This is a genomic window from Kitasatospora purpeofusca (assembly GCF_036010405.1).
In the GTDB taxonomy this organism is placed as follows: domain Bacteria; phylum Actinomycetota; class Actinomycetes; order Streptomycetales; family Streptomycetaceae; genus Kitasatospora; species Kitasatospora purpeofusca.
In genome coordinates this window covers 7,870,091-7,883,903 of sequence record NZ_CP108561.1, presented here as the reverse complement: position 1 = coordinate 7,883,903, position 13,813 = coordinate 7,870,091, and the positions used below count along the sequence as shown (strand labels likewise).

The following is a 13,813-nucleotide window of genomic DNA, read 5'->3' as shown; positions in this document are numbered from 1 at the left end:
CGGGGCGCCCCGTCTAGTACCAACGCTGTTCAGTTAGGGCGGTCGGGACCGTGTCAAGGGTCGGTTGTGAGCATGTTGATGCTGATGGTGGCCTTGTAGGTGGCGCGGTCGATGGCGGGTCCGCGTGCGTTGTACTTGGAGATCGCGCGTTTGACGATGCGGTCCTTGGTGCGGACCCGCCGCTGGGGCAGGAGGTGGGCGAGCACGTTGCGGCCGATGGCTCCGACCAGGTCGATCGTGGTGTCGGCGATGAGGCCTGTGGCCAGGATCAGCTGGTCGCGGGCGGCGGACAGGGCGACGGTGAAGCCGGCCCGGTCGGGGTCGGTGCCCGGGATGCTGTCGGTGGCGTCGGTCATTGCGGTCCGCAGCGCCTGGTAGGCGACCAGCAGGGCCCAGACCTCCTGCTCGACCCCGGCCGGGGTGCGGGCGCGCAGGACCCGGCCGCCCAGGATCGTGGACTTGAGCTCCGCGTAGGCCGTCTCGATCTCCCAGCGTTCGTGGTAGAGCCGGACGAGTTCGCGGGCGGGGTGCTCCGACGGATCGGTGAGGGTGGTCAGCAGCCGGTAGTGGCCGGTGCGGGCCCCTCGGGACGTGACGATGCTGATCTCGGCGTCGATGATCCGGACGGTCAGCGTGCCGAGCCGGGCCAGGAACGAGCCGTCGCCGCAGCGGGCCACCGGCGGCAGCCTGCGGCCGGACTTGCACCGCACCAGCAGGTCGGCGCCGGTGGCGGCCAGGCGGTTCAGCAGGTCGGCGGCGGCGAAGTTGCGGTCGCCCAGCAGCAGCATCCCTGCGCGCAGATCACCTGCCAGGCGGCCGGCGTATTCCAGCTCGCCGGTGGTGGCCGGGCCGAACACGGCTCCTACCACCGCCCTCGTTCCGCAGGCCACCAGTGCTGTCAGCCGGATCTGCGGGTAGCCGCCGGACCCGTTGTTGCACCGCTGCTTGGTGAAGACGGCCAGGTTGGCCGGGGCGTCCGGCACGGGCAGGAGCGTGCCGTCGACCGCGACCACCAGCAGCCCGCGCCACCGCGCCTGGGCCGCGGTCGTGGCCGCCGGGCCGCGCACCAGGTCGAACAGTGCCTTCAGCGGCGCTGGCCCCAGGCGCTGGCGGGCCTGCCGCAACGCGCTGCCGCTCGGCCGGGCGGGCGCCAGGCCTGCCAGACCGGCGCGCAACCGGTCGAAGACCTGCTGGTAGCCGAGTTCGGCGAACAACGCCCCGGCCAGCAGGAGATACACGGTGACCCGCGCCGGCACCAGCCGGATCCGCCGCTCGACCGCCCGGGTCGCCACCAGCACCTCGTCGACCATCTCGAACGGCACGATCCGGGTCAATTCACCAAGATGGCCTGGGGCGAACACCCCGGCCGCTACCCCGAACGTCCTTGATATGGCAGCCTGTTCCAACAGCGGAGCTCCTGTGGTGAGGATGTCTTGGAGTGACAGACCTCTTCTACAGCAGCTCCGCTGTCTCGTTCACCGGTCTTGACGAACGGACCCCACGCCTAACTGAACGGCGTTGCGTCTAGTACTCCAGTCATACTTTGCGATCTGGTTCGATGACCCACGGGGTCTACTGGCCTCAGCCGAGTCGCGGAGGTGGGCGGATGGACGAGCGCACGGTCATGTTGAACGAACTCGCGCAGGGGCTGCGCCCGCTCGGGCAGGGTGTCGAATGGTTCGAAGCCCTTCCCTCCGAGGACCAGTTCGAGGTCCTTCGGGATCTGGGCGGACACTGCATTCAGGCGCGCGCGACGGTGGCGGACGGGCCCGAGAGCGTGCGACTCGCCGGTATCCGGCCGACGCACACCCCGGCGGTGCTGATCACGCGTGGGCAGGTGGCCGGGCAGCTGACAAAGATCATCAATCTGCCGCAGGACGAGCGCGTGAAGGCGTTTCGGCTGCTTGTCGCGCTGCTGGGGGTGGCGGACAAGCGCCGCCGGAAGCGGTTCTGCGTCGACGGATGCACCCATGCCTGGCACCAATTGGTGGCAGGGGCGGATACGGAAGCGGCCACCGCGTGATCATCAGAGGTTGTGTGGACTTCTGAAGATGGTGCGGTGGCCGCAGGCCATAGCGTAGACCCTGCCCGCTGGCGGGCGATGTTCGACCAGGCCATGACCCGCATCGCGGGCCGTTTCCGACGAGTGGAACCGAGGGCGACGGCACGGGCGTTCGTCCTCGGACTGCTGTCCGGCGTCGAACGCAAGAATTGCTGGCAGCTGGCCGAGGAAGCCGGCCATGCTCGCCCCGGCGCGATGCAGCGGCTGCTGCGAAGCGCACGCTGGGACGCCGACGAGGTGCGCGACGAGGTCCGTTCCTACGTGCTGGACCACCTCGGCGGTGACGGGGTGTTGGTCGTGGACGAGACGGGCTTCTTGAAGAAGGGCCTCCGTTCGGCGGGCGTGCAGCGGCAGTACACCGGCAGTGCCGGGCGGATCGAAAATGCCCAGGTCGGGGTGTTTCTCGCTTACGCGTCTTCGCAGGGAAGGGCCCTGATTGACCGTCGGCTCTACCTCCCCGAGCACACCTGGTGCCGGGATCCCGAGCGCCGGTCGGGCTCCGGCGTTCCCGAGCAGGTCGAGTTCGCCACCAAGCCCCGCCTGGCCCTGCAGATGATCGAAGCGGCCCTGGATGCCGGGTGCGCCTCCTCCTGGGTGACCGGAGACGAGGTCTACGGCCAGGACCCCCAGCTTCGCTCCGCCCTGGAGGCACGCGGGATCGGCTATGTCCTGGCGGTCGCCTGCACCACCAGGGTGCGGATCGACCAGGACCGCACGGTGGCGCGGGCCGACGCCGTGGCCACCGCCCTGCCCCGGGACGTCTGGCACCGGCAGAGCGCCGGCGCCGGAGCGAAGGGCCCGCGCTACTACGACTGGGCGTGGGTTCAGATCGGCGCCGACAGGAACCGGTTCCTGCTGATCCGCCGCAACCCCGCAACCGGCGAACTCGCCTTCTACCTGTGCTGGTCACCGGGCGAGGTGCCCCTGTCCACGCTGGTGCGCGTCGCTGGGATCAGGTGGTGCATCGAGGAGTGCTTCCAAGCCGCGAAAGGTCAGGTCGGCCTGGACCACTACCAGGTCCGTCACTGGACTTCCTGGCACCGCCACATCACCCTGGCCATGCTCGCGCTGGCCTTCCTCGCCGCCGTCGCTGTCAGCACGAAGCCCAACCGGAGCACCGACCCGAACCTTCCTGCCCGCAGCAGTGACCCGATCGACCTGACCATCCCGGAGATACGCCATCTCATCGGCACGCTGTTCAGACAGCCGACCGCACCGCCGAACCGCCTTCTGGCCTGGTCAACCTGGCGCAGACTCCACCAAGCACAGGCCAGACGCTGCCATTACCGACGACGACTCACCAACGGCTCAAACACCTAGATCACGAAGTCGCACTGGAGTACTAGGGCGCCTCGCGCGGGAGCGGCAGCGAGGCCCAGATGACCTTGCCGCCCTGCCCCGCCTGCTCCACGTCGCAGACGCCGCCGGCCTGCAGCGTGACGCTCTTGACCAGCAGCAGCCCGCGCCCGCCGGTCCGCCCGATGTCGGCCGCCAGGGCCTTCGGCCGGTACGGGTCGCCGTCCTCGACCGAGACCCGCACCCAGCCGCCCCGCACCACCAGCTCGGTGGTCACCTCCGGCGACAGCTCGGCGGCGTGGGTCACCGCGTTGCCGACCAGCTCCGAGACGATCAGCAGCAGGTCGTCCACCAGCTCCTGGTAGCGGATCTCCGCCATGCCCTGGGCCAGCAGCCGGTCACGCACCGCGTGCCGGGTACGCGGGACCGAGGCCTGCTCGGCGGGCACGGTGAAGCGCCACACCCCCTCGACAGGACCGCCGCGCGCCACTGCCGACGCGGCGGTCACCCGTTTCTCCGGCGCCTTCGGCGCCGTCTCGTCCTCGCTGATCCGCTCCACGTCCAGCCGCCCTTCGTCCGCGACCCCGGGAATCAGGCGTTCCGCTCATGGCGCCCTCGGTCCACAGAGGCTAGGAGAGCCACCCCCGGGGCCGTGGCACCGTCGACAACTTGCCCGTGTCGGACCAGAGTCGATCGGTACCGATCGTTCATCTGCCGCAACTCGACCGTTTACCGTCCTTGAACCACCGGTTCGCGCACAGCAGCGATCCGTACCGCCGCCCCCCACCATCCCGACCGGGGAAACGCAGGTGAGAAGCACTCCGAAACCCTGGTAATGTTCTCTCTGTCGCCGAGGGGGCGAGCAGAAAACCCCCGAAGCACACACCCCGTCCGGGTGGCGGAATGGCAGACGCGCTAGCTTGAGGTGCTAGTGCCCTTTATCGGGCGTGGGGGTTCAAGTCCCCCCTCGGACACCATCGATTCCCCGTGGGAACTCGCAAGAGTTCCCACGGGGAATTTCTTTTTTCCCCACTTCTTGCCCCGGGGACCTCGACGGTCCTTCCCGGGCGCCCCGCACACTCCCCTCCGGTCGTCCCCGCACGCCCCTGCCGAAGGTCAGAGGTTCGGACACGAGATGGCAACGATCGGGCGTTTTGCGGTGAATCTGAGGCCCAGTTGAGGTTTCGCCCGATTTCGCCCTTTAGGCTCTTCCCGTTTGTCCGGAAAACAAAGTGACACGACGAGACAGAGGACCGATACGGTGAGTGAGCCCGAGTCGACGACGGCATCCCATCAGCACTACCGCCGCTCGCTCGGCACCATCAGCCTCACCGCGGTCGGACTCGGATCGATCATCGGCTCCGGCTGGCTCTTCGGGGCCGAGCGGGCCGCCCGGCTGGCCGGACCGGCCTCGATCGTCGCCTGGGTGATCGGCGCGGCCGTCGCCCTGACCATCGCGCTCACCTACAGCGAGCTCGGCTCGATGTTCCCCAAGGCCGGCGGCATGGTCCGGTACGGCCAGTACTCGCACGGCTCGCTGGCCGGGTACCTGGCCGCCTGGGCCAACTGGATCGCGATCGTCTCGGTCATCCCCGGCGAGGCCACCGCCTCGGTGCAGTACATGAGCTCCTGGGACTTCGGCTGGGCCAAGGGCCTCTTCGACGGACAGGAGCTGTCCGTCAGCGGCGTGGCCGTGGCCAGTGTGCTGCTGCTCGTCTACTTCGCGCTGAACTGGTTCGCGATCACGCTGTTCGCCAAGACCAACACGGCGATCACGGTGTTCAAGGTCGTCGTCCCCACCCTCACCGCGGGCGCCCTGCTGCTGGCGCACTTCGACACCGCGCACTTCACCGACCACGGCGGCTTCGCACCGAACGGCTGGAGCGCGGTGTTCACGGCGGTGGCCGTCTCCGGCATCGTCTGGGCCTTCAACGGCTTCCAGTCGCCGCTCAACCTGGCCGGTGAGGCCCGCGACCCCGGCAAGTCGCTGCCCAAGGCCGTGATCGGCTCGATCCTGATCGCCCTGGTGATCTACGTCGCGCTGCAGATCGCCTTCCTCGGCGCCGTCCCGACCGCCGACCTGGCCAACGGCTGGGGCGGCCTCGGCTACACCTCTCCGCTGGCCGACCTGGCCATCGCCTGGGGTCTGAACTGGCTCGCCCTGCTGCTGTACGCGGACGCCTTCGTCTCCCCCAGCGGCACCGGCATGATCTACGCCGCCACCACCTCCCGGATGATCCACGGCGTCCAGGAGAACGGCCACCTGCCGAAGCTCTTCGGCAGGGTCGACCCGAAGACCGGCATCCCGCGCCCGGCGCTGGTGCTCAACCTGGTCGTCGCCTTCTGCTTCCTCGCGGTCTTCCGCGGCTGGGGCTCGCTCGCCGAGATCGTCTCGGTGGCCACCGTGATCTCCTACATCACCGGACCGGTCGCCGTGATGGCGCTGCGCCGCCTGGCCCCCGAGCTGCCCCGGCCGGTCCGGCTGCGCGCGATGCCGGTGATCGCCCCGATTGCCATGATCTTCGGCTCGCTCGTCCTCTACTGGGCCCGCTGGCCGCTCACCGGCAAGGTCATCCTGCTGATGGCCGCCGGACTGCCGATCTGGGCCTGGTACGAGCTGCGCAAGCCGTTCGCCGAGCTGAAGCCGCACCTCAAGGCCGGCGCCTGGATGGTCGCCTACCTGTTCGTGATGGCCGGCGTCTCCTGGGCCGGCTCCACCGACTTCGGCGGCGAGGGCTACCTCCCCGAGGGCTGGGACCTGCTGGTCGTCGCGCTGATCGCGCTCGCCTTCTACGCCTGGGGCGTCCGCAGCGCCTGGGCCAACCCCAGCCTCGCCGCCGTCAAGCTCGAACTGGCCACGGACGCGAGTGCTGCCGACGAGGCCGACGGGACCACCGCCGGGACCGGACGGGCCGCCGACGCGGAGCCCGCCGGAGCCCCGCGCGGCTGAGCCCGGCACCGACCGTCGGGAGGGGCGCCGTCCCGGGGATCCCCCGGAGCGGCGCCCCTCCGGCGCTGTCGGAGGGCTGTCGGAGGGCTGCGGAATACTGGGCCGCATGTCGTCGCCCGCCGCTTCCTCCCCGTCCGTCGCGGCCCGTATGAGCCGCCAGGCGTCCCGCGACACCGCGCAGGAGCTGGCCGTCCGACGGCTGCTGTTCCGCTGGGGCCTGCGCTACCGCGTGAACGCCAAGGTCCCGGGGCTGCCCCGGCGCACCGTGGACATCCTGTTCCCCGGACCGAAGGTCGCGGTCTTCCTCGACGGCTGCTTCTGGCACGGCTGCCCGGAGCACGCGACCAGCCCGAAGTCCAACGCCGAGTGGTGGCGCACCAAGCTCGACCGCAACGTCGCCCGCGACCAGGACACCACCCGGCACCTGGCCGAGGACGGCTGGACGGTGCTGCGGTTCTGGGAGCACGAACCCCCGGCCGGCATCGCCCGGACGGTCTACACCCGCCTGCGGCCGGACGGCCCCGTACCGGAGGCGCCGGACACCCCGGCGCCCGGCGGCGCTCCCTGACCCACCCGCCCGTCCGGACTGTCGGTGCCCGCCCCTAGTCTTGGGTCGAACGACTCATGGAGGTGGCGCGTTGAGGTCCCGCAGGTTCACGTCGCTGGAGATCTGCTCCGGGGTCGGTGCTCAGGCTCTCGGGCTGGAACGGGCCGGATTCGATCCGGTCATGCTGATCGACAACGAGGACAACGCGTGCCGGACGGTCCGGCTGAACCGGCCGCACTGGGACGTGCTGTGCGAGGACGTCGTCGACTTCGATCCGGAGGAGCATCCTCAGACCTACGACGTCGACCTCCTCAGCGGCGGACTGCCGCGGATCAAGTCGGCCACCGCTCTCGGCCGGTCGGGGAACGACGCCGGGCGCAGGATTTTGCGCGCGGCGGTGCTATTGATGACCGCCGTCCGACCGAGGGCATTGATGCTGGAGAATCTCCCGGACCTCGTCGCGAAGGACGCCTTCGCCGAGGACCGGAGCTGGATCGAGGAAGAACTCGCCCACGCCGGCTACCGGTCGTACTGGGCAGTTCTGAACGCCATGGATTTCGGTGTCCCCCAGAACCGCAAAAGCGGTTTTCTGGTCGCGTTCGCCGATCGGGGCGGCGTCGACTTCTCCTGGCCCCGGCCGATCGACTGTCCGCCCACCACCGTCGGCCAGGCTCTCGGCGCCTCGATGGCGTCCCACGGCTGGGCCGGAGCCGAGAAGTGGGCCGAACAGGCCGACCGGCCGGCGCCGGCCCTCGTCGGCGGCTCCGGCAATCACGGTGGACCGGACCTCGGCCCCAGCGGCAGCAAGCGGGCCTGGGCGGCGCTGGGAGTCGAGGGCAAGAGCCTCAGCAACGATCCCCCGGACTCCGACTTCCCCGTCGACGGCCGACCGAGGATCAGCCTCCGTCAGGCAGCGACGATCCAGGCCATCCCGGACGAATGGATCGTTCACGGTCTCAAGACACCTGCGTACCGCCAGATCGGACACGCCTTGCCTCCACCGCTGGCCGAGGCCGTCGGTGGTTCGATCGCCACTGCGCTGGCGGGCTAGGATCGACCCCATGTCTTCGCCCGAAACCACCCCCGAATTCAAGATCGTGGACCTCTTCGCCGGCCCCGGCGGCCTCGACATGGCCGCGCATGTGCTAGGTGTTCCGGTGACGGGCGTGGAGTGGGACGACAATGCGTGCCAGACCCGTGCCGCGGCCGGGCTGGCCACGGTGAAGGGCGATGTCCGCCTACTGGATCCCGGGCATTTCGACGCCAACGTGCTGGCCGGCGGTCCGCCGTGCCAGACCTTCACGGTCGCGGGCAAGGGCGCGGGACGGCAGGCTCTGGACCAGGTCCTCGACTTCGCCAGGCGGATGGCCAAGGGCGAGGACGTACGGGGGGAGCTCGACGCTCTCGAGGACGAACGGACCGGCCTCGTCCTGGAGCCGCTGCGCTGGGCACTCACCGCCCTCGCCGACGGCGCTCCCGGGTACGACACGATCGTGCTGGAACAGGTGCCGGCCGTACTGCCGGTCTGGCAGGAGTACAAGCGCATCCTGGAGGAGCGGGGCTACAGCGCCGAATGCGCCGTCCTGCACACCGAGGAGTTCGGCGTGCCGCAGACCCGTCGACGGGCCATCCTGATCGCACGCAAGCGTCCGACGGACTCGGTGCTGAGCGACGTGGTCGAGCTCCCGAAGCCCACTCATCGGCGGTTCCGGAAGGGTGCGACCCAGGACGCGCACGATGCCGGTCTGCCTCGTTGGGTCACCATGGGGGAAGCACTCAAGGACGTCAGGACGCCCTACAAGGTGGTGTCGAACTACGGCACCGGCGGTGACCCCGCGGCCCGCGGTCGCCGCAGCCACGACGAGCCCGCCTTCACCGTCACCGGCAAGGTGTCCCGGAACCTGCTGAAGCGCCCGGACAGTCCTGCCGATTCCAAGGAGCGCTTCGAGCTCCACCAGTCCGGCGTTCTGCAGACCTTCCCCGCGAACTACCCGTGGTCCGGGAAGGACCGGGCCCAGCAGATCGGCAATGCCATTCCGCCGCGCCTCGGTGTCCATGTCCTGGCGGCGGCCCTCCGTCGGGGCTCGGAGGACGTCGAGGTGGCCCTGAAGGGCCTCGACGCCTGGGAGCCTTCGGCCGGCGCGTCCACGATGTACTCCGTGGACGAGTGGAAGCAGCAGGTCGAGTCCGAGAAGCAGGCAGCGGCGGCCGTCGGGGCCTGAACCTCGTGACCTGTGGGTGGGGCGGCCCCTTACGCAAAGGGGCCGCCCCACCCACAGGTCACGAGGTCGCCTCGGCCTCGCGCTTGCGCCCGCGGTCCCGCAACGGCGCGTGCTCGCTGAACTGCTGGAACATCCGGGCCAGCCGGTCCACCGAGTCGCGGCGCACCGCCTCCTCGGGCGGACCGTCGGGCAGCCGGTCCCACGGGACCGACGGCGCCGTGTCCGCTTCCGTTACCCAGGAGACCAGGGCATCCGGATCGGGAAGATCGTCCTGGGCGATGACGTCGTACATCAACGTGCTGCCGGCCGCGTTCACCGCCGTGCAGAGGGCATTGACCCGGTCACCCAGCCGAGTGGCACCCGACTCGGCCAGCCCCTTCAGGATCCGGACCATCGCCAGGGCGGTGGGACGGTGGTCGATCGCGTCCAGCCGCATCGCCGTGTTGAGCATGTCCTGGTTCCGGCAGGCGATCTCGACCGGCCGGTAGTCGCCTCCGTCACGGAACAGCTCGGCCGCCCACCACAGGCGGGCGAAGGCCTGGGTGTAGTGGATCCCCGTGAATCGGGGAGTACTGACCGTCGGCGGCTCGCCGTCCTTGGCCTCGCCGCGCGGGAGGTGGCGCCACAGCACGTAGTCCGGCGCGACCGCCATGGCGAGGAAGTTCCACAGGCCCGGCCGCGCGGCTTCCGCCCGGGTCAACCGGAGTGTCGCGTGCAACCGGGGCGACAGCCAGGCGTCGGCATCGGTGGGCGAGTCGCCGAAACGGTGGATCGCCTCGTCGAGGAGCTCTCGGACGGGAGCAGTGTCCCAGCGACCGGAGTCGTCGTCGACGGCCTCGCTCGCGCGCAGCAGTGCCACCTGGGGCAGTTGCTCCCTGCCGGCGCGGACCCCGACCGTCAAATACTTGGCGGCGACCGCCGGGGACAGGAGGGCAAGCCGGTCGGGGGTGTCGGTTCCGGGTCGGGTCAACGGCTTGCACCTTCCTGGTTGCGCGAGACGGTCCGGACGGCGGTGGTCAGCTGCTTGGGGACCTGGGCCCGGCGGGCCGCCGCGAACTGGATACGGGACTGGAGTTCGGCCCAACCGTGCCCCTCACTCCGGCGGGCGTGCGCCTCGGCCAAGGCGTCGGCGAGGGGTCGGCCGGGAAGGACGTCCGGCAACATCGCACGCAGTGCGGCTTCTCGCCAACCGTCGGGAAGCTCGGGCCTATCGTCCTCGTCCAGCTCGACGTCGCCGAGCGCAGCATGGAACATGGCGGTCCACGCCTCCCCCGCCACCTGGGCGGCCACCAGTCCGGCGGTGGCCTTCTCCAACGGGCCGCGTGGGGTGTTGAGCAGTTCGGTCAGACCCTCGAAGGACTTGTTGAGGTACACCACGGGCAGGTCGCCCGTCGTCTCAACCAGCCACGGCGAGTCCCTGAAGGGGTGGAGCCACTCGTGCGGACCGTCGCGGAAGTCCTCCTGCCTGATCTCGATCTCGCGGCGCCGGATCGGGGTTCGGGCGAGGAGGTCGACGAACCAGGGTTCGTCGGCCGTTCCGATGACCCGACCGTCGACGCCGTCGTAGCTGCCGACCAGACTGACCTGCAGAGTCGCACGTGCCACGTGCGAGCTCCGGCGGACCACCACCTCGCCGCGCCACTTACGGTCGGTACGGCTGCGTTCGAGTCGGGTGACGGTCCGGGCGTTGGTGGCGCCCTCGGTCAGGACGGCGACACAGGTCACGGCGGCCCACGGGCCGTCGGCCAGTTCGTCGCCGGGGGCGGTGACCTCCAGCTCCAGCACCCCTTCACGCCAGTCGTCCCGGTCTATCTGATGCAGGGCGACAACGTGCTCCCGTTCGGAGACGTAGGAGAGCGGAAGGTCCCTGCCGTCGATGCTCGCCCTCCGAACCGAGGCGTCGATCCTGCCCAGCAGGGTCGGGTAAGGGTAGACGGTGCTCACTGGGCAACCTCCCTGGCCTGCTGAACCTCCACGATCACACCGGCGAGGGCGGCGGCGACCGGATGGCTGCCGACAGCGGTGGAGCCCGTGAACCTGGCCGTGCGGGCCTCCGGGTCCACCAGGATCCGGCCCTCGACGATCCTGCAGTTCTCGACGGCCGACAGCTCCGCCCATTTGAGCGACGGGCGCCCACCGGATCGGACGTCGAACTTGACGACCGGCGTCAACAGCCACGGGTCCTCGCGTGGTGGAAGCTTCACCACCACATCCAGTGTCCAGGCGCCGGAGGCATCGACCCGCCCCCTGGTCCGTTCCACCGCGGGGTGCCCGTCCACCCTTCGCGCGGCGACGGCCGGCAGGTCGAGACGCAGCAGGTTCCGGAGCACCTCCGGCCCGGCGGACTCCTGCCGCTCCAACCGGCGACCGACGATCGCGCGAAGGGCCGCGTCCATCGCCGTGTTGAAGTCCGACAACTTCCTCGGCGCGTTGGCGTAGGTCGCCGTCAGGTCGTCCGTCGCACCCCAACGGTCGTGCTCGGGGGGCTCGGCGGCGCGCAGGAATGCCTCGGCGGCGTGCACCGCCGCGTCGTCCTCCCCCGTGGCATAGCCCGCCAGCAGTACGGCCTGGAACGGGTCCGCGCCGAAGCCGAGGTTGCGCGGCCGTCGGGAGGTGACGGTCATCCGGGTGCCGCGCATGCACACGATCCGGCTGTGCTCCTCGTCGGAGTCGTCGGCCGGGGTGACGAGGAGAACGGCCTCGTGGGTGACCCCTTTGACCCGGCGTCCGTCGGACCGAAGCGCCGGGACGTCCAGGTTGACCCGCACCGCGGCGACCTGGTCGGCGGCGGTGAGCTCCTCCACCGTGTCGCCGTCGAGGTAGGCCCGTAGAGCATGGGTGAGCGCCGGTCGGTGTTCCCGCGGGTCGACCGGCCGTTCCGGCAGGACGGCCTCCCCGTTGTGGAGGACCCGGACCGAGGCCTCCAGGAGGGCAGGGGTCGAGCGGCCCGCCGTCATGGCGGCCCAGAAGTTGTCGGCGAGGGCGGTGACCAGCGCGTTCTGCATCTCCTGCAGTGTGGTGCAGTTGCCCGCCGCGTCGTGCGCCCCGACGATCAGGAAGGATGTCCCGGGATCGTCACCGTCACGGTCGAGGTGCAGGTCGGCGACGGTCCGCTCGTCCGCCCACCAGGAACGCGACACACCTTCGTGCTCCTTCTCGGTGTCGGGTTCGCCGAGCCATGCCGGTCCCGCGTACGCGGTGTCGTCGACGGTTCGCCACGGGAGGTCGAGCCTGCCGACCACCCGTCGGACGGTGCGACCCTCGTGCGCGGCGGACAGGGTGCTGTTGATCAGTACCAGGCCCAGCCGACTCGCCGCCCACAGCGTGGCCTTGCCGAGTCCGTACGATCCGCCCGCCCGGTCGCTGCTCTTGTGGCTGTCGAGCTGGCGGCGGACCACTGCAGCGAACCGCCCGTCACCGTACTCGGGGCCGGTCAGGCCGGATGCGTTGTAGTCGTCGATCCGCAGGAGGAGCAACGACGGTTCCTCGTCACCGAGGCCCCGTAGGCTGCGCAGCCCCTCGGCAACCACCCGACCGACCTTCTGGCGGGACAGCGCGGCCTGGTCGTAGTGCGGCTCGATGTCGTCCCAGCGCAGCGCCCGGAGGAAGGAGTGGAGGTGCTCGCCGCTCAGCTCGTGCAGGGTGAAGCGGATCCGTACCGGCCGGGTCACGTCCAACCGCTCGTCGAGGCTGTTCTGGGTGGCCTCGCGCGCCAGTACTGCGAGGTTGGCGTCGAAGGCGAACGCGGCGGCGTTGCCGTACTCGCGCCCGCCGTCCTGGTGGGCGAGCCGGTGGTGCCACCGGACCGGCCTGGTCGTTCCGGCGTCCGTGTCCCGGGTGACGACCGTGGCCACGTCCGTGGCGAGCAGCTCGGCGATCCTGGGCATGAGGTCCGGCCGGGGCTGTGCCCGACCGGTGACCCACGCCGACACCGCGGCCCTGGTGAGCCCCAGTTGTTCGGCGAACTCGGCCTGCGACATCCCGGCGCGGCGCAGCTGGCGCCCCAACCACACGCCGAAGTGTTCCTCCTCCATCGACCCCTCTCCCGACAGCTTCCGATGGCTTCCCACCCTGGACGGGCGGATCTTGTGACATCAGACTAGCACTTCGGTTGACACGATCACACTTGTCAAATCCCCTTTGACGCGACATGCTCGTTTCAGCGCCAGCAGCCCCCGTCGAGAAGTTTTCGATCTTGCTCGCAACGGGGTCGACAGCGCCATCGCCGACCGGGTATGTTCTTCGGTCACGGGGGCCGCAACTATCCCTCCAGCCACGGCTGTTGAGGGGTGAGTTGTATCTTGTGGGCGCTTCCGCGTCCACTTTTCGGAGGGGAAGAGAACGATCATGTCGTACATCCGCCACATCACCCGTTGCATCGCCGACCACGATGCGCTCAGCACCGCCCCGGAGCAGGCTGCCTTCCTGGCCAGGCGCGGCCTGACCACCGTCGAGCTGGACTACTGGCGGCAGTTCCTCCGGGCCCGCGCCTCGGCCGAGGAGCCGAGCACCTCCGTCCACATGCGCCTCCGGCCGCGTCCGATCGAGCGCTGCGGGCGGGTGCGGGTCCGCATGCGCCGTTCGCACACCCGTCGCTCCCGCACCGGCACCGTCAGCGTCACCGTCACGACGACCACCACCACGGTGACGACGACGATCACGACCCGCGTCCGGGGCTGATCGGGCTCCTCCCCTCCGCTCGCACCACCGCACAACTCGGGGTGCCGGCCCGCCAT

11 protein-coding genes, 1 tRNA gene and 1 pseudogene are annotated in these 13,813 nt (G+C 70.1%); 8 read left to right on the top strand and 5 right to left on the bottom strand.

All coding sequences use genetic code 11. The features are described 5' to 3' along the window. Nucleotides 1-53: 53 nt before the first annotated feature. On the bottom strand, nucleotides 54-1,361 hold the full coding sequence (locus tag OG715_RS34450) for an IS4 family transposase (protein WP_266272551.1): 1,308 nt from the start codon (nucleotides 1,359-1,361) through the stop codon (nucleotides 54-56). 245 nt (nucleotides 1,362-1,606) lie between these two features. Between OG715_RS34450 and OG715_RS34445 the strand changes: the two genes are divergently transcribed. Next, nucleotides 1,607-2,023, top strand: a complete 417-nt coding sequence (locus OG715_RS34445; RefSeq protein WP_266273349.1) for a DUF5958 family protein — start codon at nucleotides 1,607-1,609, stop codon at nucleotides 2,021-2,023. Between the two features lie 78 nt (nucleotides 2,024-2,101). Then, nucleotides 2,102-3,224, top strand: a pseudogene (locus OG715_RS34440) (IS701 family transposase). A 180-nt stretch (nucleotides 3,225-3,404) separates the two neighbouring features. Here the strand turns inward: OG715_RS34440 and OG715_RS34435 are convergent. Then, nucleotides 3,405-3,848, bottom strand: a complete 444-nt coding sequence (locus OG715_RS34435; RefSeq protein ID WP_266274605.1) for an ATP-binding protein — start codon at nucleotides 3,846-3,848, stop codon at nucleotides 3,405-3,407. Between the two features lie 399 nt (nucleotides 3,849-4,247). On the opposite strand from OG715_RS34435, the gene OG715_RS34430 reads away from it, so the two are divergent. The 5 genes from OG715_RS34430 (at nucleotide 4,248) to OG715_RS34410 (ending at nucleotide 9,077) form a co-directional block, all read left to right on the top strand. After that, nucleotides 4,248-4,335 (top strand) — tRNA-Leu (locus OG715_RS34430). Nucleotides 4,336-4,619: 284 nt separating this feature from the next. Beyond that, nucleotides 4,620-6,308: an APC family permease gene (locus OG715_RS34425; RefSeq protein WP_266273351.1), complete on the top strand. Its 1,689-nt coding sequence runs from the start codon at nucleotides 4,620-4,622 to the stop codon at nucleotides 6,306-6,308. A 106-nt stretch (nucleotides 6,309-6,414) separates the two neighbouring features. Beyond that, the gene (locus OG715_RS34420) at nucleotides 6,415-6,876 is read left to right on the top strand and encodes a very short patch repair endonuclease (RefSeq protein WP_266273352.1); all 462 of its coding nucleotides are present in this window, start codon (nucleotides 6,415-6,417) and stop codon (nucleotides 6,874-6,876) included. 40 nt (nucleotides 6,877-6,916) lie between these two features. After that, entirely contained in the window at nucleotides 6,917-7,906 is a 990-nt protein-coding gene (locus tag OG715_RS34415) for a DNA cytosine methyltransferase (RefSeq protein WP_327064179.1), read from the top strand. Nucleotides 7,907-7,916: 10 nt separating this feature from the next. Further along, nucleotides 7,917-9,077, top strand: a complete 1,161-nt coding sequence (locus OG715_RS34410; RefSeq protein WP_266273354.1) for a DNA cytosine methyltransferase — start codon at nucleotides 7,917-7,919, stop codon at nucleotides 9,075-9,077. Between the two features lie 58 nt (nucleotides 9,078-9,135). Here OG715_RS34410 and OG715_RS34405 read toward each other — a convergent pair whose 3' ends face one another. Genes OG715_RS34405 through OG715_RS34395 form a run of 3 tightly spaced genes read right to left on the bottom strand, consistent with a single transcriptional unit; the run spans nucleotide 9,136 to nucleotide 13,111 of the window. Further along, entirely contained in the window at nucleotides 9,136-10,047 is a 912-nt protein-coding gene (locus tag OG715_RS34405) for a DUF6339 family protein (RefSeq protein WP_266273355.1), read from the bottom strand. Then, complete coding sequence (locus OG715_RS34400; protein WP_266273356.1) at nucleotides 10,044-11,021, bottom strand: hypothetical protein; 978 nt, start codon at nucleotides 11,019-11,021, stop codon at nucleotides 10,044-10,046. Before OG715_RS34400 ends, OG715_RS34405 begins: the two co-directional genes overlap by 4 nt. Continuing rightward, the gene (locus OG715_RS34395; RefSeq protein WP_266273357.1) at nucleotides 11,018-13,111 is read right to left on the bottom strand and encodes a helix-turn-helix transcriptional regulator; all 2,094 of its coding nucleotides are present in this window, start codon (nucleotides 13,109-13,111) and stop codon (nucleotides 11,018-11,020) included. The genes OG715_RS34400 and OG715_RS34395 overlap by 4 nt, the downstream gene beginning before the upstream one ends. Nucleotides 13,112-13,424: 313 nt before the next feature. On the opposite strand from OG715_RS34395, the gene OG715_RS34390 reads away from it, so the two are divergent. Next, a complete protein-coding gene (locus OG715_RS34390) occupies nucleotides 13,425-13,757 on the top strand; it encodes a hypothetical protein (protein WP_266273359.1) in 333 nt (110 codons plus the stop codon). Nucleotides 13,758-13,813: the final 56 nt, after the last annotated feature.

What these genes read in the sequence shown, in the direction of transcription:
- OG715_RS34445 (WP_266273349.1), top strand. Translation starts at nt 1,607, where the DNA reads ATGGACGAGCGCACGGTCATGTTGAACGAACTCGCGCAGGGGCTGCGC.
- OG715_RS34420 (WP_266273352.1), top strand. Translation starts at nt 6,415, where the DNA reads ATGTCGTCGCCCGCCGCTTCCTCCCCGTCCGTCGCGGCCCGTATGAGC.
- OG715_RS34410 (WP_266273354.1), top strand. Translation starts at nt 7,917, where the DNA reads ATGTCTTCGCCCGAAACCACCCCCGAATTCAAGATCGTGGACCTCTTC.
- OG715_RS34395 (WP_266273357.1), bottom strand. Translation starts at nt 13,111, where the DNA reads ATGGAGGAGGAACACTTCGGCGTGTGGTTGGGGCGCCAGCTGCGCCGC.
- OG715_RS34390 (WP_266273359.1), top strand. Translation starts at nt 13,425, where the DNA reads ATGTCGTACATCCGCCACATCACCCGTTGCATCGCCGACCACGATGCG.